Consider the following 25,695-nt stretch of genomic DNA (forward strand, 5'->3'; position numbering starts at 1 on the left):
GCTCGTGGGTCTGCGGCCTGAGGGCCGTCGGTGGTGCGGCCTGTCCTGTGTGACCGCACCGCCGCCGGTTCCTGGGGCCCTTCGGTTCCCGCCCTGACGGTGCGGAACCGGAAGGAGAGATCCCCGTGCGATCGCCCCTGCTTCTCAGCCCACCGCGTCACCGATGGCGCCAGCGGTTCACCGCGCCGGGCTGGTCGGCACCACCACCGCGGGCGGCGCCGGGGGCGCCGCCGGCGTGGGCCTGGGCACCTCCACGGCCGGCCTGTCCGGCAGCGTGCCCAACGGCGCTGCCGAACCCAACCTTCAATCCGTGAGCGTGCCGGCCGGTGTGGCGCGGTGTCCACGGGCTCGGTATCGACAACATCACCGCTTGGTGTCGCTGCTATCCCGGGCAGCTGGGACCTCCAGGCGCATGACTGCCATGTCGTTGGGCGGTCGTCGGACCGACGTGAGGGCCCGTCCAGGTGACTGGTCCGCGCGGTTTCCAGCGCCGCTGGATCAGTCCGGCGAGCAGCAGGAGCGCGCCGACCACGCCGATCTCCGGTCTGCGGCTCGATCCAGACCCCGGCGACACAGGGCCGGCGACGCCGGCTATGTCTGGCCTTCGGGCTCAGGTAGCGGGTGGCGAGCACTCCTCGACACCGGCGCGACGACTACTGCGGCCGGGTTCCCATCGGCCTCCTGCCGAGCGACGACTGACGCAGCCGGGCGGACAGCACCCTGCGCGGCCGTTTGGACGTATGTGGTGGTCCGAAGGGCGTCAGTGCTTGAAGGCGTCCCTGGCCTTATCGCCGGACTGTTTCAGGTTTCCCTTGACTCGGTCCGACCTGCCTTCACGCTTCAGCCGCCCGTTTCCGGTGGTGTGGCCGTAGCGTTCCTTGATTCCGCCGGTGAATGCCTGCAGCTTGTGCTTGAACTTCGTTCCGATGCTCATGACAGTGCCTTTCGCGTCCGTGGAGTGGGCGGCCGACACGAGGGTTCACCCCGGTGGCCGGGGTCTTCCGAATGATGCGGGATCAGCGTCGTATGAACATGACGACAAGTACAACGATCACGATGAGCACGACGGTTCCGATGCCTATGTACATCTGAGGTTCCTCTTCCAGTTCCCTGTTCCTGCGGGGTGGAGCGGCGTGTGCCGCCCCAGCCGTTGCACCGGATCCCTCTCGACGACGTAGGAAAGTGCGTGGTCGAAACTGCCCTTGAAGTTGTACCCGGAGGCCGTAACTTCGGCGGCGACGCGCTCGATCGCGCTTCCCATCTACCGACTACCCCCCGGGCCGCCATCAAACGGAATACCCCAGCCCCGACCCCTGCTACCACACCGCCATCTTCGGTGCGCTCGCCCCCACACACCGACCCGGGACCTGCCACTCGTCCTGCCACTCGTCATCGATCGCTCCGGCCTGGGCTTTTGCGACTCCAGCGGTATCACCACACTGCTGACCGCCCACCGCGTCGCAGCTGCGGCCGGCGCCACCTTGGCTCTGGTCCGCCTGATCCTCAACGTGGCCAAGATCTTCCGTCTCACCGGCCTGGACAGGTCTTCCCCATCCACACCTCTGCGGCCGAAGCCAAGACCGGCCGACCGGACTGACGTTCAACGGTGTTCAGGGTGGGATGTGCCCCCACTCAACAGGCCCGGCCTCGCGCATCGGACGCCGGGCGGGGGGCAGACGAGACAGCAGGGCGCGGGCAACGCGACCACTCGTCAGGGAGACCCTTGTGATGTCGTCGCACGCACACGGTCGGAGCCGAGCCTCGCGGCCTTCAACCCGGCGCTCCGTGGAGAAGGACACGTTGACCACCGCGGGACGTGCGGGCTTTGTCGCACGGGGCATCGTGTACGTCCTCATCGGCGTGCTGGCGGTGCGGATCGCCTTCGGGCACGGCGGCGGGGAGCAGGCCGACCGCCAGGGGGCACTGCACCAGATAGCGGCACAGCCCTTCGGGACCGTGATGCTGTGGGCGCTGGTGGTCGGGTTCGCCTGTATGGCGATCTGGCGGGCCGCCCGGGCTTTGCTGGCCAGAGGCCCTCATCGAAAGGTGGGGTCCCGGCTGTTGGACGGTGGGCGAGCGGTGTTCTACGCCTCGGTCTGCTGGGGTATCGCCACCTATGCCGCCGGCAGTGGCGAGTCGTCCGGTGGTAACGCGCAGTCGCAGGACTGGACTGCGTCGGCTCTGAAGATGTCGGGCGGCCGGATCCTGGTGGGGCTCGCGGGCCTCGTCCTGATCGGAGTCGGAACGGTGCTCGCCGTACGGGCGGCACAGCGTCGATTCCTCAAACAGTTGAACACCGGCGTGATGAGTCACCGCACCCGGGAGGTCGTCACCGGGCTGGGTGTAGCCGGAGGCATTGCGCGCGGAACCGTGTTCGCCACGGCCGGGATCTTCGTCCTGGTAGCGGCCGTCCGCTTCGACCCGCATCAGGCCAAGGGCATGGACGCGACGCTTCGCAGCTTCACCGATACCCCGGCGGGCCCCTGGCTCCTGGCCCTCATCGCGGTCGGATTGATCCTCTTCGGCGTCTTCTCCTTCGCCTCAGCGCGCTGGCGCCGCCTCTGAGCGGCGACGTCGGCCACTGTCGGAGGGAATGAGCCCGAAATGCGGTGACCCTGAACCATGAGCGTCGGTCCAGGGCGCGAGGCGCCCTTCGAGTTTAATTGAACTCCGATTCCATTCGATCACCAGCTGGTTCTCAGGCGATGAAGAGGGCGTACAGATGACGCGGAGCCGTGCCGATGCCCGGGTCAGGCATCCCCGGCATGAACGGCGTGGGGAGGCCCGGCTGCCCGCTGTGATCGCGACGCTCGTGGCGATCGGGCTCTACCAGGTCCTGCCGCAGCAGTTGCTGATCGCACCGCGCTATGTGTTGCTGGCCCTGGAACTGCTGCTCCTCGTGCCGTTGATCGCGATCAATCCCAAACGGCTGACCCGTCAGACCAGGTTCTCCCGGATTCTTTCGCTCACGCTCGTCCTGGTCATCGCGGCAAGCAATCTGGTTTCCCTGGGGATCCTGATCCATGACCTGATCTCCACCGGAGTGAAGGATGGGGGCTCCCTGTTGACGGCGGCGTTTCAGGTGTGGCTGACCAACATCATCGTCTTCGGTCTGGCCTACTGGGAGCTGGACCGGGGCGGCCCGGTCAGTCGTACGCAGGTGCCCCGAGAGGAACTGCCGCTGGCGGACTTCCGCTTCTCCCAGGACGAGAACGACGACGCGGTCGAGGAGGTCGCGGACGGCTCCAGCGTCACGTCCGACTGGGTGCCCACGTTGATGGACTACCTGTACGTGTCGGTGACCAATTCGACTGCGTTCAGCCCGACGGACACCATGCCGCTGTCCACTCGCGCGAAACTCATGATGAGTGTGCAGTGCATTGCCGCCCTGATGACCTCACTCCTGGTCATCGCGCGCGCGGTCAGCATCCTGCACTGAGGAGTGGACGGCGGGGTGGCCCCCGTCACCGTTGCGGGTGTGTCGAACTCCGTGGAGTTCTAGCGCCTCATGCCCGGGTCCGGGGCGTCGGCTTCGCGAGGGGGCTCGGTGTCCGCGTTGTGGGCCAGGCCGTCGGGTACCGCCGCCGAGCGCTCCCCGAGGGGAAGCATCAGCACCCGCTGGACCGCTGAGCCGAGTGAGTCACGGATCTGACCGATGTCCTGCCAGCCCCATGATCGGAAGGCCGCCTGCCCGGCATCATCGGTTTGGTCGACCCGGGTGACACCGAGGGATGCCTGGTGCTCGGCGAGCAGCCGTTCCTGCAGGCGGCCGGCGAGGCCCCGGTGCTGTTCGTGCGGATGGACCACGATCTCGGTGATGGCGAAGACGTGTCCGGACGCGGTGAGTTGTTCGATGTCCTGCGGAAACTCACCGTCGAGGCCCTGCCACCACGAACCGTCACGCCCTACGGGGTAGCCGAAGATGCAACCCACCAGGGCGGGTGCCTCGGCCGCCACGGTGGCCTCCGCGACCATCATGTCGAAACCGGGCCGACGTATGTCCTCGGTCAGCCGTTGCAGGAAACGTTCACGGCTTCGGTACTCCTGACCAGGCGCGGTGACGGACGATTCGACGTACAGATCCGCCATGTCCTCACACTGATCCTCCGCCTGCCAGCGGTTGAGCCCGCGCAGATACATCTCGCCGCCCGCTGCGGGCTGGTGACCCTCTACCTTCTGCGCCTGTCCCGGCCCGTACCTCATGCCGCATCACGCGCCGCGGACATCACGGATGCGAGCCGCCGAGGCACCTTGCGGAGCGGAACTGGAGGGGGCAGGGTGTGGCCGGCGGAGGGAGCCAGAAGCAGCGAACTGGTGTCGGTGAGGGAGAACAGCCGGGCCACCGTAACGGGTGGACGGTGCAGGCGCAGGGTTCCTCCGGCAGCGGTGGCGTGCTGCAGGAAGAACAGGAAGGTGTTGAGGCCCGTGCAGTCGCAGAAGGTGACAGCGCTGAGGTCGACGTCGATGGTGCGGCTGCCGTCGCGCAGGCACTGTTCCAGAGCGGCGTTCAGCAAGGGCACCGAATCCAGATCGATGTCACCGGACAGGGTGATCAGCGTCCGCGCCTGGCGGTCGCGACGATGGGCCGTGAGGTGCAGCGGGATGGGCATGATGCCTCGGTTCCAAAGACCGGCCGGTGCTGTGTTGTGCGGCGGTGCCTGATCCCCGGCTCCGCCTGACACTCCCGGGACGGTCACGCTTCGGGTCAGCGGGCGAAAGGCCGGCCCAACAGCCCGATCTCCAGGCCATGGGACGTAGCCGTTTCCCCTCGGTGATGCAGTGACAAACGGAGTGCATCCGGTCCCCACAAGCATCGGTTCGGCGGCACGACAACGCCGGGGTCCGGGACGTCCATACGCCAGAATAGCCCTCCCTCGGCTGCAATGGCCGCGCAGAGGCCGCTCTTCTCACCCCTCGGTCACAAATGGCGCAACCGCGCGGGCTGTCAGGATATGGCGATGACGGCACGGATCCGTTTGCCTACCGGCACCCGCTCGACGATCAGTTCCTGGCAGATCCGTTGGAGGATTTCGATGCCGTGGCCGCCGACCCGCTGCGGGTCGGGGGGAAACGCGCGTGGAAGCGCGGTGCTGCTGTCCGACACGGTGATGATGACGGAGCCGACCGCGCCTTCAAGCTCCAGCAGACACGGGCCGTGCGTGTACCGGTTGGCGTTGGTCACCAGTTCCGTCACCACCAGCTGCACGTCGTAACGGAGCCGGTCGCTCACAGGTACGCCCAGGGCTGCCGCGAGGCGATCCATGAAGGTGCCCGCGCAGTGCCGCGCATCGGCGATGCTGCCGGCCTCACCGGAGCAGTCAGCGGCACAGTACAGCGGCGCCACATGGACGGGCGGGGCTGTCGGCGGCTGAACGGGGTCGGGCAGGTGATACGTCATTGGTCCCCAGCCCTGTGTTGCAGAAGATCCTACGTGCTGGCTTCCCTCCCGACGGCCGCACAGTCCTTCCCCGCGGGCTGCGTTTCATTCGGCGAGATGCCGAGCGTTGCTGGTGGTACGAGGCGGGCCAGCGGGTTCAGGACTCCTGGCCGGTTTTCGGTGCGGGTGGGGTGTGAGGGTGGCAGTGGTGGGGGCGGCCGGTCCGGGAGTGGTCGGGTTGCGGGGGACGGACAGAGCCAGCAGCGCCACGTCGTCACCCGCGCCGCGTGGCAGGTCGTGGAGGAGGTCGATGGTGTCGTTCACGAGCGTGGTGGCGCTGATGGTGCCGGTGCGCCCGGACAAGAAGGTGGTCGGGCCGTCCTCGCCGAGCATGGTCCGGTCGGTGATGCGGGCCTCGGTCAAGCCGTCGGTGGACAGCCGCAGGGTGTGACCGGGAGCCAGGTGGAGGGTCTGGGAAGCGAACTGTGCGTCGGGGAAGGCGCCCACCAGCATGCCGCCCTCGGGGTGGACGGCCTGGACCTGCACGGCGCCGTTGGGTGTTGTCTGCATCAGGTGGAAGAGCGGGGGGTGACCGCCGGTGGCCACGGTGATGGTGAAGCCCCCTTCAGCGGCACGGTTCAGGACACCGAAGACGCAGGTGCAGAAGCGGCTGCCGACCGAGGGGTCCGCCAGCAGGGCGCTGTTGAGCGCGGACAGCACCGTCTGCGGGTCGGTGTGGTGTTGGGCGGCCTCGCGGAGGGTGTAGCGGGTCAGAGAGGTGACGGCGGCGGCTTCTGCGCCCTTGCCGCACACGTCGCCCAGGAAGAACGCCCACCGATCGGCGCCCAGCGGGAAGACGTCGTAGAAGTCTCCGCCGACGTCCCGCGGGGAGTCGGTCTGGTAGTGGCAGGCCAGTTCCAGTCCAGCGATCGTCGGCAGTGCGGGCGGCAGCAGGGTGCGCTGCAGTGCGGTGGCGAAGGCGGTGATGCCCGCCATGTCCCGCTCGGCCCGCTCCCGCGTCTCCTGCTGTTCCTTGTGCCGCGCCTGCTCCTCGCGCAGCAGGCGCAGGGCGGACAGCCGCAGTTCCAGGCTGTCGCGGACGATGGCGGCCAGGTCGGCCAAGGCAGCGGTATCGGCCTCGGTCATCAGGCGGGGGCGGGTGTCGAGGATATTGACGGTGCCCAGCCGGTGGCCGTCGGCCGTGATGATCGGGGCGGCTGCGTAGAAGCGGAGCTGCAGGGCGCCCGCGACCAGCGGGTTGGCGCAGGCCACCAGATCGGCCAGGGTGTCGGGGATCACCAGGGTGGGTTGTTCCACAACTCGCTGGCCTGGACGGATGGCGGGTTTCAGGCGGTCGTCGCACAGGCTAAGCCGGTACGTCAGCACAGCCATTTGTCCGGTTCCAGTTGGATGGATGAGGATGGTGCCGCGGCCGATGATCGGGCCAGCCGTGGGGTGGGTGGCAGACCGGCGGCAGGCAGAGGGGCGGCGTATGGCGAAAGGAGTTGGGTGCGGGCTTCGCGGTGCAGCTGACCACGGGCGGCTCCTGGGGGTCACTGCCCGTCCGGTGCGGCGGCGGTTTCCTCGGCGGCGAGGTGGGCTTCGGCGGTTCCGGCGACGTGGTCGCCGCAGCCGCGGTAGATGACCAGGACCTGGTTCTTGGTGCCGTTCTTGTCGCGGTAGGTGACGGCGGCGGGTCCGGCACCGCTGTGGTGGGCGCGCACCGAGCCGCCACCTCCTGCGGGAGCGGACCGAAGCGGGTGCCGTCCATGCCCAGCGGTTCCCAGACCCGCGTGCGAGCCAGCTCGTCGAGGCTCTGACCGGACAGGTCTTCGGCGAGGTATCCCAGGATGAGGGAAGCCCGGTCGGTGTACTGCCTGCCTGTGCGGGCGGTACAGGGCCTCGTGCAGGGACCCGGAACGAATGGTTTGCGGGTCGGTGCCGTAGGACGCCTTGAGGGCTGCGCGCAACGGCAGTTCGGCGGAGTGGGTCAGCAGCTGACGGACGGTGACACCCCCCAGCGGGCGCCCGGCCACATGCGGCCAGTACGTGCCCAGGACAGCCGCAAGGGGCAGCGGGCCCTCTTCCCACAAAGCGCCGATCACGCTCCAGACGGCGAGGATCCCAACTCACCGACCACCACCAGCACCACCACACCGTCGCACGCACGAAACAGCGGGCCGCCTGGGCCGCGACCTCTCCCCCGTACCGGGCCTTGCCCTTCGCGGGCGTGGGCTGGCCGAGCCGTAGGGGTCCGTTTCAGGGCCGGAGAGTGGTGGCCGGGCGGGACATCTGGTTGGTGTCGAAGGTGCCGTCGGCGATCTCGCGGGCGAGGCTGGTGAGTTGGTAGCTGTGGCTGCGGGCGTAGGTACGCAGCGCGGTGAAGGCGTCGTCGACGCTGGTGTTCCAGCGTTCGGCAAGGATGCCTTTGACTTGTTCGAGGACGATGCGGCTGGTGAGGGCGTACTGGAGTTGGCCACGTTCGAGTTCGCTGTGGGCCAGGGTGCGCTGCTGCAGGATCGCGATGGTCGCGATGTCCGCGAGTGCCTGGGCGAGCGTGAGGTCGGAGGCGGTGAGGGGTTCGGGGTCGGTCTGGAACAGGCCCATCGCGCCGATGGTCCGCCCGCGCAGTCGCAGCGGCAGGGCGTTGGCGGCCACGAAGCCGGTGTCCTGGGCCTGGACGGCGAACTGCGGCCACTTCGCAGCAATCGTCCAGTCGGTCAGGTTGATGTTGGTGCGGGCGGCGCCGCTGTTGTAGCAGTCCACGCACGGCCCCTGATCGTGCTCCTGGGCGAACAGCTCCAGCAGCCGGGTGTGCTCGTCGGAGGCGGCGATGGTTTGCAGGGTGTCGTGGCTGTCGGCCAGCATGATGCCGACCGCCGCGACGTTCAGCAGTTCCATGCAGCGCACCGACAGTTGTTGGAGGAAGTCGATGACGTCGAAGTCGTCGGTCAGGGAGTCGGCGACCTCGACGAAGACCTCGGTCAGGCGTTGCTCTCGGATCATGGGATTCAGTCCTTGTCTACGACGGATGGCGGCGTCGGCGAACCGTTGCCCTGGTCGGTCAGGCGAAGGCGCCGGTCCACGACGTCCTTCGCCACCTCGGTAAGGGAGCGACCGCTGCCGTAAGCATGGCCTTGTAGGCGCGCCAGCGCCTGCGGCAGGGGGACGGACAGCTGGGCGCTGGCCATGCCGGTGGCCTGGTGGATGACGGCGTTCAGCACCTGCGGCGGGCCGTCCGGCCCACCGCCGGCCTCGGTGCCGGGCAGTGCGTGGTGGTTCAGGCAGTGGGCGGTCAGCACCGAGGCCATGGCGATGGCGTCGTCGGCCTGCTGCGCGGACATCGGGCCCGGCATCCGCCGCACGGCGGTCAGCACCCCGACCCGGATCGCGCCGATCCCCAACGGGAAGCAGTACACCGCCCGCGCCTCAAGATCGGGGGCCTCCATGCTCAGGACGGGCCAGCGCTCGGCACGGGTGCGGGCCAGGTCCGGCACCCACACCATCGCACCTGTCCGTACCGCGTCGGGCCCCGGGCCCTCCCCGAGGGTGAGCTGCATTTCCTCGAAGCACCGGGCGATGTCCCCTGAGCACCACAGCAACTCATTCTTCTCGTCCTCGGTCAGCAGGGACACCGACAGCCCGTCGGCGCCCAGGACGTCGGTGGCCGCCGAGATGATCGGGCCGATATCGGTGCTGCTCTTGACTGTTTGCTCCGGCTCCAGCCGACGCAAGATCGCCGCCATGCGGTCACTGATCACCAGGCCGCCGCGCCCAGCGGATCGGCCGTTATGGGGCAGCACGGGCCAGGCACGCGCACCGCGGGCGAGCACAGCAACAGGAAGCACGTGCCGGCCAGTTCGAACACCCGGGTCACGAAGGGAGAGGGGTGGTGCAGCTGGAACGTGCTTCCAACTGCTCGGGCCTGCCGGGCGGCGGTCAGGAAGGCGTTCAGTCCGCTGACGTCGCAGAAGGACAGCTCGCTCAGATCGACGTCGATCGAACGGACACCCTCGTGAAGACAGTGCTCCATTGCCGCGTTGACGGCGGGCGCGGTGTCCAGGTCGAGCACACCGGCCACGGTGATCAACGCCTGGCCATGTCGAATGATGTGAGACAACTCCAGCGCCTGCAGAACAGGCATAACGCCTCAGTCTCTACGGCCTCCCGGTCCAGTGCCGGCGAGCGGGGGTTACCGCTGCGCCTGGCACCTGGTGGGGGCCAAAGCTCATGGATCGGTTAGCTGAACCGTTCGCTCCGCCGCCCTGACAAAGGCTGCGACATGAGTGCGTTCCCTCCACGGTGCAACACCGGCGCGGATCACCGTCTTCCGTTCCTGCGGGCATCTGCTTCACCATCGGATGGGTCACGCCGGGGGCCGGGACGCTACCCGCAGCCTAGTCCCGATGCAGCCCGCCCGACCGAAACGCCCGCAAGATCTACGTGTACACCGCATCGCACGCCCAGAGCAGGCGTCGGTACACGCCGGGCGCACCCCCCTGCGGCCAGCACCATAGTGCGCCACGCACGCCCTCGGTCACCGCAGCCGCGAGCCGCCGCCGGTTTCGTTGCGGAGATAGGTGAAGTGCCGGCCGCGCAGCTCGGCGTAGCGGGGGTCGGCCAGCGCCCGGACCACGCTGTCGCGCATCTGCTGCTCACCGGGGCCGTCCGACCAGCTGACGGTCCATTCATGGCCGTCGATCCAGGTGACCTCCACAGCGACCGAGGCGGTGTCGCTCAAGGTGCGGCCAAGATCCTCAGCCTGGCTGGTGCGGTCATCCATGATCGTCCTCGGTTTCCGCTTGGAGCAACGGACTCAACCGGCATCCTGCCCACGCAGCTGACCCGCGAACAGCTGCGCCATGCTCGCCAGCAGGACCGAAGATGCCTTCTGTCAACTCATCGAAGACTGCAAGCCCCGGAACCCGACCCTGACTCCGAACTCCTTGCAACCCCTGGGCATATACGACGCCTTGGTCAGCACGCTCGGGTCGAAATTCGGCGCGGCGATCTTCGCTGCGCCCACCCCGGCGTGCCGACGACCGGGTCACGGCTGCTGGTGCGCCTGGCACTGGACGCCACGCCGACGCGACGTTCAGATGCACGGTAACCATCGCACCGCGCCACGGACCCCGGGAGTCAGGGCTTCGAGCACGCCTCAGGGCTGGTCTTCGGCACGTGGGGTGCCGCGCTGGTGGGCCGGGCCGGTCCCGTCGTCGTCTGCCTTGGAGGAGCGGCTGACGGACCTCTCGTGCGCAGGTGAGCTGGTCGCACCGCCGGGGGTGTCCCTGGGGTCGGGCGCCTTCATGTCGTCGTCCTCGACGGGGCCGGCCGCGCCGGCTGTCTTCACGCCGCTCTTGACCGACTGCGCCTTGTCACTGCTGACGTTGGCGCTCTTCTTGCGGCCTTCGTAGGGCGGCAGAGTTCTGCCTTCGGTGTCGATCTCATCGGGTTGCTTCGGCTCGCTCATCATGCTCCGCTCATGTGGAGTGCCCTGGTCGGTCCCCGTCATCCGCCGCCGGACTGCAGGTTCGGCGCGTCTGGATCAGAGGGCAGCTGGGGATTGATGCCCGTGTCGGAATCTGCATCCGCGGTACCTGAAGGCCGATCGACTACTCCCCCGGACGGCTCGCTCGAGCCCGTATCGCGTGACCCTTTCCGACCCCGCTCCTCCTGCAGCTCCTCCTTGGAAACCTCATCCGGTGATCTAGCCATCACATCCACTTCCTCATTGTGGACTCGAGCGCATGAACCAGAATTGCAGCCGAGCCACCTTCGACGCCGTCGGGCGCGGTCACGCGCGCCTCCTCGACGAAGGGCAGGTCAGGCGCATGGAAGCGGCCCGTTCCATCTCATCGCGGGGCCGTTCGGCCCATATTTGGGATTTCGCCCTTCTTTACCATCTAGGCCCTATTTATGCACCCTGTCAACATGGCGCATTAGGCCAGTGCCGCGCGGACGGCAACTGGGAGCGCGAGTCGGTTGCCCTGACGGCTCGCAGGGCCGCCGCGAGGCTTCGTCGGCCGACCGATCTGCCGCTCCGGTATCCCGCCTTCGAGGACACGCTTTCGGCCCGCTTTGGCGCAAATTGGAGAGGCTGGTGTGTGCCGGAGGTTGCGGGGCAGGCGCCTTTTGAGAGTTACCCACCGAATTGCCGGACGGGATCTCTCGCACTACCTGCACGGCAACGGAAGGTTTTCTTGTGACGGACAGCATGTGGGGACACCAGGCAGCGTCGGGTTACCAGGCCGGAACGGATCTGACCGGGTTCAAGGTCGAGGCGACCGACGGCAGCATCGGCAAGGTCGACAAGCACTCCGACGAGGTCGGGTCCGCGTACATCGTTGTCGACACCGGAGTGTGGATCTTCGGCAAGCACGTCCTGCTCCCGGCGGGCACGATCCAGTCCATCGACGCCGCGGACCGGAAGATCTACGTCGCCCTCACCAAGGACGAGATCAAGGACTCCCCGGAGTTCGACAAGGACAAGCACACCGGTGACGCGGGCTATCACCAGCAGGTCGAGGGCTACTACGGCAGCCGCGACTGAGCGCGCAGCACCGCCGCACCAGGACGCCCCGCCTCCAGAAGTTCCCCTTCTGGAGGCGGGGCGTTGGCGTGTGCGATGAGGGCAGGGCGCCTCACGGTGGTCGCATCCGGTTGGCTGCGTGATCTTGACCTCTCGCAGTTGATCCACCGGGGTCAAGTCCTCGTGTCCCGAGCCTGACGGGCACTCACCGCGCCCTGGAGGGAACCCGATCCCCACCATCCGAGCCAGAGATGCTTTGCCCCGGTTCCGCGAAGTCCCTGCCGCCTTGGGGACATCGGAGCGGCAGAGGGGGGTAGGTCCGGGAGATGGGAGCCTGATGGTCGGGCGCCTTAGAGGGTGGACTAGATGACCGCACAAACGGACATAGTGGGCCAGCTGGTGGAGTTTCCTACGATGCGGGGCTGCCCGGCCACGGCGGGGGCGCTGCCGTGGATCGAGGACGGGCGCAAGGTCGCTCCGAAGGACGCGCGAGCCCTGTCGAGACTGTTCTTCGACCAGTTGCAGGCCCTGGAGGAAGGAAGCCGGGAGCACCAGTACGCGCGGAACACACTGATCGCGATGAGCCTGTCGATGGTGCGGTTCACCGCCGGGCGCTTCCGTAACCGGCCCGAGGACATGGAAGAGATCATCCAGGTCGGAACGATGGGCCTGATCAAGGCCATCGACCGCTTCGACCTCTCGCGCGAGGTGGAGTTCACCACCTTCGCCATCCCGTACATCGTCGGGGAGATCAAGCGTTTCTTCCGCGACACCAGCTGGGCGGTCCACGTGCCGCGCAGCCTGCAGGAACGGCGCATCGTCCTGGCCAAGGCCCGCGAGACGCTGACCGAACGCCTCAACCGTGAACCCACCACCACGGACCTTGCGCAGTACATGGACCTCACCCGCGAGGAGGTGTCGGAGGCGATGATGGCCAGCAACGGCTACACCGCAGACTCCCTCGACGTCCCCGTCGGTGACGGAACCGAGGACGGAGCCGGAGCCGCGCGGACCGACCGGCTCGGCTCGGACGATCCCGGCATGGCCGCGGTGGAGAACCTCCAGGTCCTCAAGCCGCTGCTCGCCGAACTGGGCGACCGCGACCAGCGCATGCTGCAGATGCGCTTCGGCCAGGAGATGACCCAGTCCCAGATCGGAGCCGTCCTCGGCGTCTCCCAGATGCACGTCTCCCGCCTCCTGACCCGCACCCTGGACCGTCTGCGCGCCGGTCTGCTCACCCAAGCCTGACCGCAGCCCCGCATCGGTGCGGACCGCTCGCGTCGCGGGCCGAGTAAACGGGTGGGCGGGACATGACAGTTTGCTCGGCATCGCAGGTCAGCGGCTGAGTCTGGGGCGGGCCATATGCGCCAGATAGGTGAACTCCGGCAGATGGTCACGAGCGGCCCCGACAGGGCAGTGCAGAATGCGCTCACTGAATCTGATCATGGCAGGCTGCCGGCTGGCAGAGGGCCCTGTGAGCCGCAGGCGCACCCCCCGTGGCGGCGATCATCAATCCCACCCGCAGGAGACACGATCTGGGAGCCGAGCTCCGCCGGCTCCGCAAGGCCAGTGGCCTGACCAGCACACAAGCGGCAGAGCGACTTCTGGTATGCCAGCCCAAGAGGATCCGCTGTGATCAGGCGGCCGCCGCGAGTTGGTCCCGCCGGGGCGCCGACGGTTCGGCCCGGCGGGCTGGCTTGCGGGTGATACGGCGGGGGTCATGAGGGTGATCGCGGCGCCATCACAGGCACCGTTTCGGACAGCAGCACGTCGCTTCCACGCGAATTTCCCCCCGACCCACGGCGGATCGGGAGCCACGGCATCGAAATCCTCCAACTGATCTGCCAGAAACTGATCGTCGAGCGGGCGCCAGTCGGTAAGCGCATCCGTGCCGTCATCGCCAAGGGCAGGGGCCGCGTACGGTTTGTTGATCGTCTCAGGGTCGGGCGCAGCGGTGGTAGCCAGTACGCCGGGCCGTCGGTTGGCGAACCTGGGTTGTCCCTCTCGCTGTCTTTTATGGTGAGGGGACGTGGTTTGGGGTTGCGACAGGACTAAGTGCGCGGATCGGGGAGAGTCGCAGTGCACGGCTACATGCCAGGGGGACGAGATGGTGCAGGATCCGGCGAAGCCGGCCGGGGCTCCGGTGTCAGTGGGGGTGCTGTACCGGGCGGCGCACTACGGGGTGGAGCACAGGGCTGCGGGTGAGGCGCGGCAGATGGCGGACGTGTTCGTGAAGGAGCTCGTCGACCTGCTGGGCGTCCCGGTGTCCGAGCCGTTCGCCTACGACGTGGCGTTGGTGGTGACGGAACTGCTCACCAACGCCAACCGGTATGCACCCGGCCCGTGCCTGCTGGAGCTGGAAGGGCGCCGCAGCGGGGTCACCGTGACGCTCTGGGACAGCAGCACCGCGCTGCCCCGCCTTTTCCCGCGAGACCCCACCCGGATCGGCGGCCACGGCATGGAGATCATCAACCGCATCTGCGCCGAGGTCCGCGTGGAACGCGTGCCGGTCGGCAAACGCATCCGCGCCACCCTCTGCCTGCCGGCTGGCCTCTAGGCTGCAGGCCCGCGCACGCAGGCCCCGCCCGGCCCGGCCGACCGCAGCGCGGCCTCGACGCTATCCGCGAGCACGAAGATCTGGAGGGCATCGGTCAACTCCAGCACATGCCGCAGCGGCGAGCTGATGGCGGCCAGGACCAGCAGACCGTCCCGGCTCTCCAGGTCCAGACGCAGCTGCAGGAAACGGTTCAGGCCCTGGGAATCGCAGAACGCCAGGCCCGCGCAATCCACGATCAGCCGGCGGCACCCCTGATCCAGGAGGCGCTGCGCGGCGTCACCCAGGACACGCTCCGTTCCATAATCCAGCTCGCCGGCCACCGACAGCACGGCCACACCATCCTGCGCCTGCCCCACCGCGCTCACCTGCAACGGCTCCATCGGACCCACTCTCGTCTCCTTCTCCCTCTCTATGAAAGGTGAGAGGGCACCCAACGCACCACCAGCCCGGTCTCTGCCCAGACGCTGGTGGATCGACACACCCTCAATATACGTACGCATGATCTATTCCCGAGAGTGGTGCGCAGGCACCGCCCCCAGACCGTGGTCAGTGCGTACGGCCGCAAACCTTCGGGAGGCGGCGATCTCCCGGGCGAGGCTGGTGAGCTGGTAGCTGTGGCTGCGGGCGTAGGTTCGCAGCGCGGTGAAGGCGTCGTCGACGCTCGTGTTCCAGCGCTCCGCGAGGATGCCTTTGACCTGTTCGATGACGATGCGGCTGGTGAGGGCGTACTGGAGCTGCCCGCGTTCGCGTTCACTGTGGGCCAGGGTGCGCCGGTCCACGACGTCCTTCGCCATCGCGGTAAGAGAGCGCCCGATCGACGTCGATCTGAGCGGGCTGTCCTTTGCGGCGTCAACGGAGTGAAGGGTCAGGAGCCGGTCATCCGGCGAGTCGGTCGGCAGCACGGTCCAGTGCTGCCTGATCGTCAACGGCCTGACTGTAGGTGGCGGGGCGGCCGGGCAATGGATGCTGGTTGCGGTAGGCGAACACGCTGACCAAGGGGACGAAGCGATGCTGCCCTTGGAGGCAGCTCTGCAGGTGACCGGTATCGATAAGTCGCTGAATGGCATCCGAGCTGACGCCCAGCAGGGAGGCTGCCACGGGGACCGGGACGGCCATCTGGTCCCAGGGGTCGTCCCGGTGCTGTTCGGCCGACTGGTTCATGGGTGCCCCGTTCCCGTGCTGAGGTGCTGTCCGCACAGTAGTCGCCGGCCCTGACAGGGGCACGAATTTATGCGAGGCCTGGACGCGGTCAGGGTGTTCTGGAGCTGGGTCAGGCTGTTGTGCACACGCCAGATGCCATCGGCAGCGGCTCCCCCGGCATCGCCGCGGTGCCCACGTTCGACGGGTACCACGGGTGTGGCCGGGGTCTATGGCGATCGTTCCCCGGGTGGGATTCGACGATCCTTGCACAGGGGCGCCGGCGCCTTCGGGCTGACTACGCCCCGGGGCCGCAGCGGTAATCGGCTGCGGCCCCGGGGCGTGGGTGCGCGACAGCGGTCAATGTTTGAAGGCTTCCTTGATGTGTTCGCCGGCCTGCTCCACATCGCCCTTGGCCTGCTCGGCCTTGCCCTCGGCTTCGAGACCCTCGTTGCCGACGGCCTTGCCCACGACTTCCTTGACCTTGCCCTTGGCCTTGTCCGCGGTGTTCTCGGCCTTGTTTTCGGTTCCCATGAGGCCCTCCACGACCGGTGCGAGTGGTGCACCGCCCGCCTACCCAGGCCATCGCAGGCAATACCTGTCCTCTCCAGCACCGCGCCGGGGCCGGCGTCAGGCCGCGGTCGTCATCTGGTCCGCGCAGGTACCGCAATGGCGGCGCGCGATGCGCAGCGTGTCGGTGATGTTCCGGGTGCCGGTGGAGACGCACAGCGTGTAGGTCGTGTCATCCAGCCGACGGCGCTCTTCGGGCGTCGCGGCCCCGGCTGCTTCCCGCGCCTGCAGTTGCTCGTAGCGGTCGATCAGCTGCTGCAGCGTGGCGGGGTGAGGCATCAGCATGACGGTGTCTCCTTCAGCGCCGGATTGTTCGCTCATCAGATGCCTGACTCGGCTGCGGGCGGGTGACCAAGGCGACGTTGCTGGCTGCTGCGCGACGATCCCTGACTGGTTACCACGAATCCGTAGCTTCCGGATCGCGACCATCCAGTCGGCAGGGCGACCCTCCGCCTCCCGCCCCGATCTGCGAACAGAATAATAACCACAGCGTGCGATATTGTCTATTGTGTCCGCAACAGTTTTTTGTGCATCGTGGGATGAATCTTAGTCGTTGCGGCGTGCAGACGCACGAGGCGTGGGCGGGCTGGTGGCACTACCGGTGGGTCGGTCATCGGGTCCTCGCGGACGGCGGGCGCAGGAAGATAAGGAGATGGGTGTGCGGTCCAGCGTTGGGGGTATGTGGCGCCCAGTTGCTGAACCGGCCGACGAGATGTGGAGCAGTTATGACGATCGCCATGGGGGCGCAGGCCGCCACTACCGCTCCGGCATCGTCCCTCGATGCGCTGCCGTGGATTGAGGATGCGGGCAAGGTCGCTCCGGCCGATGCCCGGGAGTTGTCGAGGTTGTTCTTCGACCGCCTGCAGTCACTTGAGGAGGGCACGCGGGAGTACCAGTACGCCCGCAACACCCTCATCGAGCTGAACATCGCCGTGGTCACGTTCGTCGCGCGGCGCTTCCGCAATCGCCCCGAGCCGCGTGAGGAGATCATCCAGGTCGGCATGATCGGCCTGATCAAGGCCATCGACCGGTTCGAACTGAGCCGTGAGGTCGAGTTCACGACCTTCGCCATCCCCTACATCTCCGGCGAGATCAAGCGGTTCTTCCGCGACACCAGCTGGGCCGTCCACGTCCCCCGGCGCGCCTGCAGGAACTGCGCCTCGAGCTCGCCAAGGCCGCGGAAACGCTGTCGGAGCGGCTGGAGCGGGACCCGACCGTCCCGGAGCTCGCGGCGTTCCTGGAGATCACGCCGGAGGAGGTCACCGAGGGCCTGGTCGCGTCCAACGGCTACACCGCGGGCACCCTGGACCTGCCCCTCGGCGGCGACGACAGCGGCGACCACGACCGGGCCCTGGCCGATCGGATCGGCGACATCGACCCCGCTCTGGAGGGGGTGGAGAACCTCCTCGCACTGAAGCCGCTGATCGCGGCCCTGCCCGAACGCGACCGCCAGATCCTGAACATGCGGTTCGGCCAGGAAATGACCCAATCCCAGATCGGCGCCGAACTCGGCGTGAGCCAGATGCATGTCTCCCGCCTGCTGAACCGCACCCTCAGCCACCTGCGCACCCACCTGACCACATCCGCCTAAACAGCCGGGAATCAAAGAGCGGAGCGTCGCCCACCCCTCGCCGGTGGGACCCGTTCCATTGCCCGCCCCACCGGACGTCAGCGGACGGCCCGGCAGCGAGAAGCCGGGCAGGGATGGAACGGGCCCAGCGGGGGCAGCCACCTGACGAGCCCTCTTTGCACCCTGCTGGTTGGGAGTACCCGGTGACAGCACCCGGTCTGCGCATCACCCGCTCCATCGTGCCTGAGCCAGCGGTCAGCCGGCTGGCGCCGTTCATCGCTCGCGTCCACCCGCATCGCCCGCACCACCAGCGTCGGACGGCGCGTGCTGTCCGGAAAGGGGCCATGCGGCCCTCCCCGGAGGACCTGCCGGGCCATCCCCGGTGGCCGGGGCCGGACCAGTGCCGGCCGGCACCGTGACCACAGGACACGGAGACTGGCAAACACAGTCGCGGGCGACCGGGCCCAGCCCCGGCAGCAGGCGCGACGCGCGCACATGGTGCCCCAGCGCCAGCAGGAGTGCATGCTGCGCCTGGGCGAGCAGCACCGGGCTCGCGCGGCCCTCCACGAGTACCAGTGTCACCCCGACCTCGGGCCTGGGGCCAAGAGCCTGCCGTACCGACGCTCGAAGTACTTCCCCCGCTCGCGCCCGTTCCTCCGCCGGGGTGTGACCGACGGGCCGCGGGGCGTATGGAGCGAGGTGAGCGCCGCTCGGCTCCCAGGCATGCACGGCCACGAGCTCTGCCCGTCGGGTTACCGCCTCAGCGGCAGCCCAGCGCAGAACCGTGTAGGAGGAGTCACTGCCGTCGACTCCGACAACGATGCGGTCGTGGACCGGCGATCTGGACATATCCGTCTCCTTCGCCCTATGGGCTACGCCGGGCGGCGTCCCCATCTGGGTCCGACCTGCGACCAAGCCTGTTCCCATTCCGCCATCCGGCCCCGGTCCGCAGCGCGGCGGATCAGACCTCGAACGGTGACCAGGAATACGACTGCCAATACGCCCCCTGTGGTCGCAGCGACCGCGGTGAGTGATGCCACCTGCCCGCGGGACATGGGAGGGGATGTCTGCTGTCCGGAACGACCCAGCCACGCCGTGGTGGTAGAGCCGCGGGGGCTGTCGGCGGCAACCTTGGCCGATCCGGTCCGGGCAGGTCCGCTGGGCGTGCTCCAGCGAACCTTCACGGGAAACCGGTCACCAGAGCCGCTCACTCGGGGCACGGAAACGGGGGCGTTCTCGAGCAGCACGGCCGAAACGGCGTGGCGCGTCTCCTGCTGACCTTTGACCGCCTTCGCGGCAATCGTATGGACGACGGCGGCAGCGGTCACCGCGGCTGCCGGCACCCGAGGAACAGGGCCACCGCCGTCACCAGGTTCACCCATCCTTCGATCCTGTCCGACCGGCGGCGCAGCGGATTGGACCGCCAACGCCACCATCGCCGGGTTCCGTTCACGGTCTCGTCGCCTCTCAGCCCGCTCCGCGGTTCCTCAGAGCCTCCGGACCCAGTCGTCGGCCACACCGTGCAGTGCCGGTTCGGCGATCTTCAGGTGGGAGTCGTCGAGCCGGTACGTGAGCTTGTCGACCACGGCGACCACTCCGTCGATCAGCGGGGTGAGGCGCAGTGCGATGTCGATCTCGCTGCGGCGTTCCAGTCGCCCCTCCAGCGTCACCACCCCGCCGACGACGGTGACGCCGATGGCCTGCGGGACAATCCACAGGGTGCGGACCAGCACCTCGTCGATCACATCGCGGCGTATATCAGGGTCCGGCCGCAGGAAGACCTGGAGCAGGTCGCGGCGGGTGACGATGCCGATCAGGCGGTCCTGCTCGTCGACGACGGGCAGCCGTTCCACCTTGTGCTCCATCATGATGCGGGCGGCCTCGGCGATGGAGTCCTCGGCGTGCGCCGTGACCGCGGGCTGGGACATCAGTTGCCCCGCGGTCCGGGCCCGGACCTTGATTTGCTCCCGGCGGTGGGCTCGGGAGAGTCGGCCCCACCACGAAACGGTATCAGCGACGCTCGCGACCTGGCGCATCATCAGGTCTGTCTCGGAGATGACGCCGATGACCTTGTCGTCGGCGTCGACAACGGGCAGACCGCTGATGTTGTGCCGGGACAACCGTTCGGCAACCACTTTGAACGGCGTGCCGTAAACGGCCTTGACGACATTGCCTGTCATCACGTCTGTGATCCTGTTGTGCCTCATTACTGATTCCCCATCTCGGTGTGAACGCCCTCCTGCGACGACGACTTCAGCGTCCACCCGTGCGAGCCGCCTACCCAGAGGCCGCCCGGCCCTGTGGCATGGGCCGTACGGTCCACTCGTCAGCGACCACCCCGCCGCAGCGGGATCCATCCCGTCCCGATACCGCACGCGAGCACTTGCGCCGGGCGGAGGCGGCTATCGCTGACGCGGTACGGGACGCGGCGGCCCTTGTCCCAAGGTCACCGTGGATCGCGTACCGGTCGAGGGACTGGCCAGAAAGGCTCTGCTGGACGCCGCCGGCACAGCGGACTCCTGGTGGTTGGGGCCCAGCAGCGTCAGGGCCACTCCCTGGGCCTCCAGCTCGGCCTGGTCAACCACGCCCTGCTGCACAACGCGGCCTGCCCGGTGGCGGTCGTCCCCCAACCCTCAGGTCGGGACGCGCAGCTTCGGTGGCAGAGCGGGTATCGAGCCGGATCTGCCACCGTCGACATGCGTCAGGCCGGAACGAACGCCACCGGGCTCTCCGCGAATTCGGCGACCGCGTGCCCCACCCGGCCGAGGCCGGCCGGACCGCGCCCCAAGACCACCAGGCCCGCTCTCGCGGAAGCGTTCACCAGAGCCCACGACGCGGTGAACAGCCGCACATCCGGAAGAACATCCACCTCGGCGTATTTCTCCCGCCAGCCGCGCAGCGCGTCATGGAGGATCAGCACTTCCTCGTCCTCCCACTCGGCCCGGTCCTCCTCCAAGAGCGTGTACCGCGCGCGGCCCCTCGCCGGCGCCGGCAGCCGCCAGGCGTGGACCACACGCAGCCGACGGCCCTGCCGATGCGCGGCGTCGAAGGCGAAGCCGGTCGCGGTCTCCACCGGATGGCGCGCATCGAGACCGAGGACGACCTCGCCGGCCGTGGTTCCTCGCACCAAGACGACGGGGCACTGTGCGCTGGCAGCGATCTCCCTCGCATCGCGGTTCATCGCACTGATCGCGAGCAGGCCGGCACCGGCCGAAGCTGAGAGGAGCGCGGAGTGCGGGCAGTCATCTCGCCAAGTGGTCAGCGACAGCTCGGGATGCCGCAGCCGCACAGCGGCCAGTGCCCCGTCGAGACCACCTGGCATCCCCGAGCCCATCAGCCGTAACGCGGAGCCACGCCGTTGCGCCTCCACCGCCGCCCATTCAGCGGTCTCCAGACCCTGAACGGAACCGTCCACACCAGCGACCACACAACGCTCCCCCATGGAGCTCACCTCCGGATAACCACCTTCGGCTCGTCATGCGCGCTTCCACATGGGCCATTCGGTCCCTGACGCGGGTCCAGCGGCCCCTGCTCGCACGGCTCGATGACGCCGAAGCTGAAGACCAGTCATCCGATCCGGAGGTATTCCATGTCCCGAACCGTCACCGCCGGCCTCGACGGCACCATGGCCAGTGCCGTTGCCGCGGACTGGGCAGCCCGCGAGGCGCTCCTGCGAGGACTTCCGCTGCGCCTGGTGCACGCCTGGCCGTCCGACACAGCCGGCACGGCCTCCACTTCCCCGGACCACGCTGCACTCCACTGGCTGCAGCGTGTCTTGAGCGAAGCCGAGGCCGAACTCGGCGCCGAATACCCCGGTCTGGAGATCAGCACCGAGTACCTGGACGACACCCCGCTGCACGGATTGCTGGCCGTCGCCCAGGAGTCGGAAATCCTTGTGGTGGGATCCCGGGGCATGGGTCCGCTCGCCGGGTTCCTCCTCGGCTCCACCGGCCAGTCGACCGTCGCCCGCGCCGAGTGCCCCGTCGTGCTCGTCCGCTCCGGGCACCATGCCGCGGCGGAGCATCGCCCCGGTCCGGACGGGGCGCCCACCACCAGCACTCCACAGCGCCCCGTCGTGCTCGGCGTGGGCCTGGACCACCCCTGCGACACGGTGCTGGAATTCGCTTTCGACGCCGCCTCCCGGCGCGCGACCTCGCTCCTGATCGTCCACGACTGGGACCGGCCCTACACCTACGGCTACTCCCCCGCATTCATGACCGACACCCTGCTCCAGGAGACCGAGGCGGCCGCTCGGCGCACGCTCTCCGATCTCGTCCAGCCGTGGCGGAACAAGTTCCCGCAGGTCGCAATAACGGAACAGACCGGGTGCGGGGAGGCCGTCTCGCACATCGTGCGGGCGGCGGCCGACGCCTCACTGGTCGTGGTCGGGCGGCGTTCCCGGCATCATGCGGCGGGTCCGAAGCTCGGGCCGGTCGCACACGGGGTACTGCACCACGCCGGGTGCCCCGTCGCAGTGGTCCCACATCTCTGAGGACCAGCCGACCCGCACCACCCGTGAGCACTGCTCCACCACACGGTGTACCCCCCGAGGAGGAACCCCCGATGACCCCAACGAAGTCCCAGCGCACGCTCGTCGCCTACAGCAGCAAGAACGGGTCCACAGCCGAGATCGCCCGGCTGATCGGCGAGACGTTGCACGAACAGCACATCGATGTCGAGGTCGCGCCTGTCTCGGACGTCCCCAGCATCGCGGCCTACGACACGGTAATCCTCGGAGCGGGCCTGTACGCGGGCCACTGGCCGGGGGAAGCGATCCGCTTCGTCCGCCACCACCGCCAGGCGCTGACCGAGCAGGAAGTCTGGCTGTTCAGCAGCGGACCGCTCGACGGTTCCGCCACCGAGCGCACCATCCCCGCAGTACCTTCGGTCGCTCGCATCGCCGCCAAACTGGATGCCCACGGTCACGTCACCTTCGGCGGCCGGCTCACCGATGGGACCCGTGGATTCATCGCCCGCCGGCTCCGAAAGCAAGGCAAGGTCGGTGACTTCCGCGATCGCGAGCAGATCCGCGCCTGGGCCCGAGACATCGCATCCGAACTGACCACTGTCATCACCCAGGCTTGAACCGATGGCCACAGCTGTCCCGCTGGCGGCGGCTGGTGAAGTGGGAGTACTGGTCATCCCGCGCTGGATCGTGCTGGTGAGGGCGTACTGGAGTTGGCCGCGTTCGAGCTCGCTGTGGGCCAGGGTGCGCTGCTGCAGGATCGCGATGGTCGCGATGTCCGCGAGTGCCTGGGCGAGCGTGAGGTCGGAGGCGGTGAGGGGTTCGGGGTCGGTCTGGAACAGGCCCATCGAGCCGATGGTCCGCCCGCGCAGTCGCAGCGGCAGGGCGTTGGCGGCCACGAAGCCGGTGTCCTGGGCCTGGACGGCGAACTGCGGCCACTTCGCAGCAATCGTCCAGTCGGTCAGGTTGATGTTGGTGCGGGCGGTGCCGCTGTTGTAACAGTCCACACACGGCCCCTGATCGTGCTCCTGGGCGAACAGCTCCAGCAGCCGGGTGTGCTCGTCAGAGGCCTGCGGCAAGGGCAGTAGGAGTTGTGCGCTGACCATGCCGGTAGCCTGATAGACGACGGCGTTCAGCATCTGCGGCAGGCAGTCCGGCTGAAAGACGGGTCCGGTGCTGCCACTGGCACCTTCATCGGCACCGATCTCGGGTACTGATAGTCCCTTGCCGTTCAAGCAGTGAATGGTCAGGACCGCGGCCAGCGTGATGGCGTCGTCGGCCTGCTGAGCGCTCATGGGTCCTGCGGTGCGACGGACAGCGGTCAGCACTCCGACGCGGATCGCACCGATGCCGAGCGGAAAGCAGTAGACCGCTCGGGCCTGTAGGTCCGGCGCCTCCATGCTGAGCGCCGGCCATCGCTCGACCCGTACCTGGGCCAGGTCCGGAACCCACCCAATCGCCCCCGTGCGCACCGCATCGGGCCCCGGGCCCTCCCCCAGGGTGTATGCATGTCCTCGAGACACCGGGCGGTGTCGTCGGAGCACCACATCAGCTCGGTCTGATCACCTTTGGTCACCAGTGACACCGACAACCCGTCCACCCCCAGGGCCTCGGCGGCCGCCACGGCGACATCAGTACCGGCCTCGGACGAGCCCCGGGCTGCAGCAGACGCAGCGCCTCCGCCATACGATCACTGATCACAGCAATCACCGCGCATCACGACCCGACCGGCCGGCCGGACCCCGTCGCGGTTTCCATGGTCGTGTCGATTGAAGTACCGGCTGTACAGCACTGGTATGGCGCCTCGGTTCTTGTTGACCGCCTGGTGCACTGCTGGGGCGGACAGGCACGTGGCTCCGCGTGGCAGGCAGATCAGGAGGCCGTCTTGGCGACCGGGACCGGCAGCCGAAGCGTTGGCCAGGCGACCCCCACTCCCAGGACCGCACGATCAACAACTTCGGATCGAAAAGAGTGCCGAGGTGACCAGACGGAAGCGTCCAATCACCTCTCGCACATGGGCGTCAGCACAGGTCATGCCAGGGTCCGGGACGTGCAACCAGCACAGTCCCCGGGCCGACGCCTACTTGGCGCTATTCCAAAAGATCACCAATCGGCTCCGGATGCGGCGTGCGGGCCGTGCAGCTCACCTTCCGCCGGCTCGACCGGTGCCCTGAAATGGCGTGGGCCGGCGAGCACCCCCTTACCCGCCGCCGGTAGCCAGGCAGTCGCAGGGCGCAAGCAAGACCCATAGCCCCGAGGACAGCCGGGCGGAGACAGTGTGCTCAGCCTGTCCCAGGATGGTGGAGGTCCGGGCGCAGGATCGGTCCCCCAAGATCTCCAGGGCGAGTTCAATCCGGTCCACGGGGGACGCGTCCTGAGGACAGCTGCGGTGGGATATTGACCCGGCATCATGACCCTGATCCTGCTGCAGCCGCCGAATGACCCTGTCTGGAGCATCCGCGAGCAGGTCGGCCCAGGCCGAGGCGATGACACCTCGGTGGTCCACCGAAGGCGGTACGAGGCCACACAGAGCCATCAAGTGGCAGTCGCACCATTTGAAGACCGCGCGTCTGCGCGCGATGAGGCCCTCGTCCCGTCTACGGGCAGGATCTCTCGGGGACTTCAGCCGGGGAACGGTCGGCGGGCTCTTGCCCACCGCCGAGGACGCACCACGAGCCTGCGGGTTGACCGGCAGCTGCCGGGGGCCAATGGGTGGTTCGGTTATTGCGTTCACGTATCGCTCCCGGATGCGGACGCGTCCAGTGTGCTGCTGAACGGTGAACACGCCGGGGTCCGGGACGTCGAAGACGAATTTTACTCTCATTGTGCTGACCGGTGGAATCAATGGCGCGATCGCGCCTGTACTGGCTCCTGCCTCACAGCACACCGTGCAGGGCAACAGGCGCTACGTCAGCAAGCTGACATGTCGCCTCGTACAACATGGCCGGACGCAAGGACCGGGAGGACCGACGGTGCCGGACCGGAACAGGGAGCGGAACGAGACCGACCCGCGGGGTCACGAGAAGAGAGGTGAAGCCGGTCAGGGCGAAGAGCCGGGCCACGGACTTACTGAGGTGGCGCAGGCGCAGGGCCCCGCCGGCGGCTGCGGTGCGCCGGCGGGCGGACAGGAGGAGGTTCAGCCCGGTGCAGTCGCAGAACGTGACGGCGCTCAGATCGACGTCGATTGAACGGATACCGTCGAGCAAGCACTGCTCCAAGGACGCGCGCAGCAGGGGCGCAGAGTCCAGGTCGATGTCGCCGACCACCGTGATACGTGTCCGGTTGCCGTACTCGTGACGATGAACATCGAGCAGGGGCGGGACGGGCATGGTGCCTCGGTTCCACGGACCGGCCGGCCAGGGCCGCGGTGGAGCCGGAAACCCGGACCCGCCTGACACTTCCGGTACAGCCGTACTTCGGGATCGGCAGGTGAGAGGGCCACTCAAGCAACCTGTGATGCGGGCGGCGGGACGCACTCGATTCACCTCGG

General features: G+C 68.1%; 28 protein-coding genes and 4 pseudogenes. 9 read left to right on the top strand and 23 right to left on the bottom strand.

Translation table 11 applies throughout. The features are described 5' to 3' along the window. Nucleotides 1-760 precede the first annotated feature (760 nt). Nucleotides 761-934, bottom strand: coding sequence for a CsbD family protein (locus LNW73_RS04310; RefSeq protein WP_250988977.1), 174 nt, complete (start codon nt 932-934; stop codon nt 761-763). Nucleotides 935-1,208: 274 nt separating this feature from the next. On the opposite strand from LNW73_RS04310, the pseudogene LNW73_RS36620 reads away from it, so the two are divergent. From LNW73_RS36620 to LNW73_RS04320, 3 genes and pseudogenes are all read left to right on the top strand, one after another. After that, a pseudogene (locus LNW73_RS36620) lies at nt 1,209-1,538 on the top strand (STAS domain-containing protein); the annotation flags it as partial. Between the two features lie 190 nt (nt 1,539-1,728). Next, on the top strand, nt 1,729-2,565 hold the full coding sequence (locus tag LNW73_RS04315) for a DUF1206 domain-containing protein (protein WP_374118032.1): 837 nt from the start codon (nt 1,729-1,731) through the stop codon (nt 2,563-2,565). A 232-nt stretch (nt 2,566-2,797) separates the two neighbouring features. Further along, nucleotides 2,798-3,439, top strand: a complete 642-nt coding sequence (locus LNW73_RS04320; protein WP_250988979.1) for a hypothetical protein — start codon at nt 2,798-2,800, stop codon at nt 3,437-3,439. A gap of 59 nt (nt 3,440-3,498) precedes the next feature. Here the strand turns inward: LNW73_RS04320 and LNW73_RS04325 are convergent, their stop codons facing one another. From LNW73_RS04325 to LNW73_RS04375, 11 genes and pseudogenes are all read right to left on the bottom strand, one after another. Continuing rightward, nucleotides 3,499-4,089 carry a GNAT family N-acetyltransferase gene (locus tag LNW73_RS04325; protein WP_250988980.1) on the bottom strand — a complete coding sequence of 197 codons (591 nt, stop codon included), beginning with the start codon at nt 4,087-4,089 and terminating at the stop codon, nt 3,499-3,501. Between the two features lie 110 nt (nt 4,090-4,199). Continuing rightward, nucleotides 4,200-4,610 (bottom strand): STAS domain-containing protein, encoded by a 411-nt coding sequence (locus LNW73_RS04330; protein ID WP_250988981.1) that lies wholly within the window; start codon nt 4,608-4,610, stop codon nt 4,200-4,202. 335 nt (nt 4,611-4,945) lie between these two features. After that, the gene (locus LNW73_RS04335; RefSeq protein ID WP_250988982.1) at nt 4,946-5,398 is read right to left on the bottom strand and encodes an ATP-binding protein; all 453 of its coding nucleotides are present in this window, start codon (nt 5,396-5,398) and stop codon (nt 4,946-4,948) included. 84 nt (nt 5,399-5,482) lie between these two features. Then, nucleotides 5,483-6,769, bottom strand: coding sequence for a PP2C family protein-serine/threonine phosphatase (locus LNW73_RS04340; protein WP_374118033.1), 1,287 nt, complete (start codon nt 6,767-6,769; stop codon nt 5,483-5,485). A 161-nt stretch (nt 6,770-6,930) separates the two neighbouring features. Further along, nucleotides 6,931-7,101, bottom strand: a complete 171-nt coding sequence (locus LNW73_RS04345; RefSeq protein ID WP_250988984.1) for a hypothetical protein — start codon at nt 7,099-7,101, stop codon at nt 6,931-6,933. Further along, nucleotides 7,074-7,500 (bottom strand): annotated as a pseudogene (locus tag LNW73_RS04350) (serine hydrolase domain-containing protein); the annotation flags it as partial. The pseudogene LNW73_RS04350 and the gene LNW73_RS04345, both read right to left, overlap by 28 nt. A gap of 136 nt (nt 7,501-7,636) precedes the next feature. Beyond that, entirely contained in the window at nt 7,637-8,383 is a 747-nt protein-coding gene (locus tag LNW73_RS04355; RefSeq protein WP_250988985.1) for a GAF and ANTAR domain-containing protein, read from the bottom strand. A 5-nt stretch (nt 8,384-8,388) separates the two neighbouring features. Next, a complete protein-coding gene (locus tag LNW73_RS04360; protein WP_250988986.1) occupies nt 8,389-9,123 on the bottom strand; it encodes an ANTAR domain-containing protein in 735 nt (244 codons plus the stop codon). Nucleotides 9,124-9,134: 11 nt separating this feature from the next. Next, nucleotides 9,135-9,521, bottom strand: a complete 387-nt coding sequence (locus LNW73_RS04365) for an STAS domain-containing protein (RefSeq protein WP_250988987.1) — start codon at nt 9,519-9,521, stop codon at nt 9,135-9,137. A 393-nt stretch (nt 9,522-9,914) separates the two neighbouring features. After that, nucleotides 9,915-10,160 (bottom strand): hypothetical protein, encoded by a 246-nt coding sequence (locus LNW73_RS04370; protein ID WP_250988988.1) that lies wholly within the window; start codon nt 10,158-10,160, stop codon nt 9,915-9,917. 375 nt (nt 10,161-10,535) lie between these two features. Continuing rightward, nucleotides 10,536-10,850, bottom strand: coding sequence for a hypothetical protein (locus LNW73_RS04375; protein WP_250988989.1), 315 nt, complete (start codon nt 10,848-10,850; stop codon nt 10,536-10,538). Nucleotides 10,851-11,579: 729 nt separating this feature from the next. On the opposite strand from LNW73_RS04375, the gene LNW73_RS04380 reads away from it, so the two are divergent. The 3 genes from LNW73_RS04380 to LNW73_RS04395 all read left to right on the top strand — a co-directional run bounded on the left by LNW73_RS04380 (nt 11,580) and on the right by LNW73_RS04395 (nt 14,463). Beyond that, nucleotides 11,580-11,927 (top strand): PRC-barrel domain-containing protein, encoded by a 348-nt coding sequence (locus tag LNW73_RS04380; RefSeq protein WP_250988990.1) that lies wholly within the window; start codon nt 11,580-11,582, stop codon nt 11,925-11,927. Between the two features lie 345 nt (nt 11,928-12,272). Then, nucleotides 12,273-13,154 carry a SigB/SigF/SigG family RNA polymerase sigma factor gene (locus tag LNW73_RS04385; protein WP_374118034.1) on the top strand — a complete coding sequence of 294 codons (882 nt, stop codon included), beginning with the start codon at nt 12,273-12,275 and terminating at the stop codon, nt 13,152-13,154. 859 nt (nt 13,155-14,013) lie between these two features. Beyond that, entirely contained in the window at nt 14,014-14,463 is a 450-nt protein-coding gene (locus tag LNW73_RS04395; protein WP_250988991.1) for an ATP-binding protein, read from the top strand. Here the strand turns inward: LNW73_RS04395 and LNW73_RS04400 are convergent. The 5 genes from LNW73_RS04400 to LNW73_RS04420 form a co-directional block, all read right to left on the bottom strand. Then, nucleotides 14,460-14,843 (bottom strand): STAS domain-containing protein, encoded by a 384-nt coding sequence (locus LNW73_RS04400; RefSeq protein WP_250992796.1) that lies wholly within the window; start codon nt 14,841-14,843, stop codon nt 14,460-14,462. The two genes, LNW73_RS04395 and LNW73_RS04400, sit on opposite strands and share 4 nt — an antisense overlap. Nucleotides 14,844-14,966: 123 nt before the next feature. Next, nucleotides 14,967-15,389, bottom strand: coding sequence for an ANTAR domain-containing protein (locus LNW73_RS04405; protein ID WP_250988992.1), 423 nt, complete (start codon nt 15,387-15,389; stop codon nt 14,967-14,969). Next, on the bottom strand, nt 15,340-15,624 hold the full coding sequence (locus tag LNW73_RS04410; RefSeq protein WP_250988993.1) for a helix-turn-helix domain-containing protein: 285 nt from the start codon (nt 15,622-15,624) through the stop codon (nt 15,340-15,342). The genes LNW73_RS04405 and LNW73_RS04410 overlap by 50 nt, the downstream gene beginning before the upstream one ends. 336 nt (nt 15,625-15,960) lie before the next feature. Next, the gene (locus tag LNW73_RS04415; protein ID WP_250988994.1) at nt 15,961-16,134 is read right to left on the bottom strand and encodes a CsbD family protein; all 174 of its coding nucleotides are present in this window, start codon (nt 16,132-16,134) and stop codon (nt 15,961-15,963) included. Nucleotides 16,135-16,230: 96 nt separating this feature from the next. Beyond that, nucleotides 16,231-16,455 (bottom strand): DUF5133 domain-containing protein, encoded by a 225-nt coding sequence (locus LNW73_RS04420; RefSeq protein ID WP_250988995.1) that lies wholly within the window; start codon nt 16,453-16,455, stop codon nt 16,231-16,233. Nucleotides 16,456-16,895: 440 nt separating this feature from the next. On the opposite strand from LNW73_RS04420, the pseudogene LNW73_RS04425 reads away from it, so the two are divergent. Continuing rightward, nucleotides 16,896-17,761: pseudogene (locus tag LNW73_RS04425) on the top strand (RNA polymerase sigma factor SigF). A 252-nt stretch (nt 17,762-18,013) separates the two neighbouring features. Here the strand turns inward: LNW73_RS04425 and LNW73_RS36625 are convergent. The 4 genes from LNW73_RS36625 to LNW73_RS04440 form a co-directional block, all read right to left on the bottom strand. Next, nucleotides 18,014-18,667, bottom strand: a complete 654-nt coding sequence (locus LNW73_RS36625) for a universal stress protein (RefSeq protein WP_374118035.1) — start codon at nt 18,665-18,667, stop codon at nt 18,014-18,016. After that, a complete protein-coding gene (locus tag LNW73_RS36810; protein WP_441349469.1) occupies nt 18,613-19,176 on the bottom strand; it encodes an Rv1733c family protein in 564 nt (187 codons plus the stop codon). The genes LNW73_RS36625 and LNW73_RS36810 overlap by 55 nt, the downstream gene beginning before the upstream one ends. A 51-nt stretch (nt 19,177-19,227) precedes the next feature. Then, complete coding sequence (locus LNW73_RS04430) at nt 19,228-19,947, bottom strand: CBS domain-containing protein (protein ID WP_250988996.1); 720 nt, start codon at nt 19,945-19,947, stop codon at nt 19,228-19,230. Nucleotides 19,948-20,441: 494 nt separating this feature from the next. Next, complete coding sequence (locus LNW73_RS04440) at nt 20,442-21,167, bottom strand: universal stress protein (protein ID WP_250988997.1); 726 nt, start codon at nt 21,165-21,167, stop codon at nt 20,442-20,444. Nucleotides 21,168-21,329: 162 nt separating this feature from the next. Here LNW73_RS04440 and LNW73_RS04445 point away from each other — a divergent pair, with 162 nt between their 5' ends. Both LNW73_RS04445 and LNW73_RS04450 read left to right on the top strand, forming a co-directional pair. Continuing rightward, complete coding sequence (locus LNW73_RS04445; RefSeq protein ID WP_250988998.1) at nt 21,330-22,232, top strand: universal stress protein; 903 nt, start codon at nt 21,330-21,332, stop codon at nt 22,230-22,232. A gap of 71 nt (nt 22,233-22,303) precedes the next feature. After that, complete coding sequence (locus LNW73_RS04450; protein WP_250992797.1) at nt 22,304-22,825, top strand: flavodoxin domain-containing protein; 522 nt, start codon at nt 22,304-22,306, stop codon at nt 22,823-22,825. Between the two features lie 150 nt (nt 22,826-22,975). Here LNW73_RS04450 and LNW73_RS36270 read toward each other — a convergent pair. Beyond that, a pseudogene (locus tag LNW73_RS36270) lies at nt 22,976-23,605 on the bottom strand (GAF domain-containing protein); the annotation flags it as partial. A gap of 1,476 nt (nt 23,606-25,081) precedes the next feature. After that, nucleotides 25,082-25,534, bottom strand: coding sequence for an STAS domain-containing protein (locus LNW73_RS04460; RefSeq protein WP_250988999.1), 453 nt, complete (start codon nt 25,532-25,534; stop codon nt 25,082-25,084). Nucleotides 25,535-25,695 lie beyond the last annotated feature (161 nt).

This window comes from Streptomyces sp. RKAG337 (assembly GCF_023701715.1).
GTDB lineage: Bacteria > Actinomycetota > Actinomycetes > Streptomycetales > Streptomycetaceae > Actinacidiphila.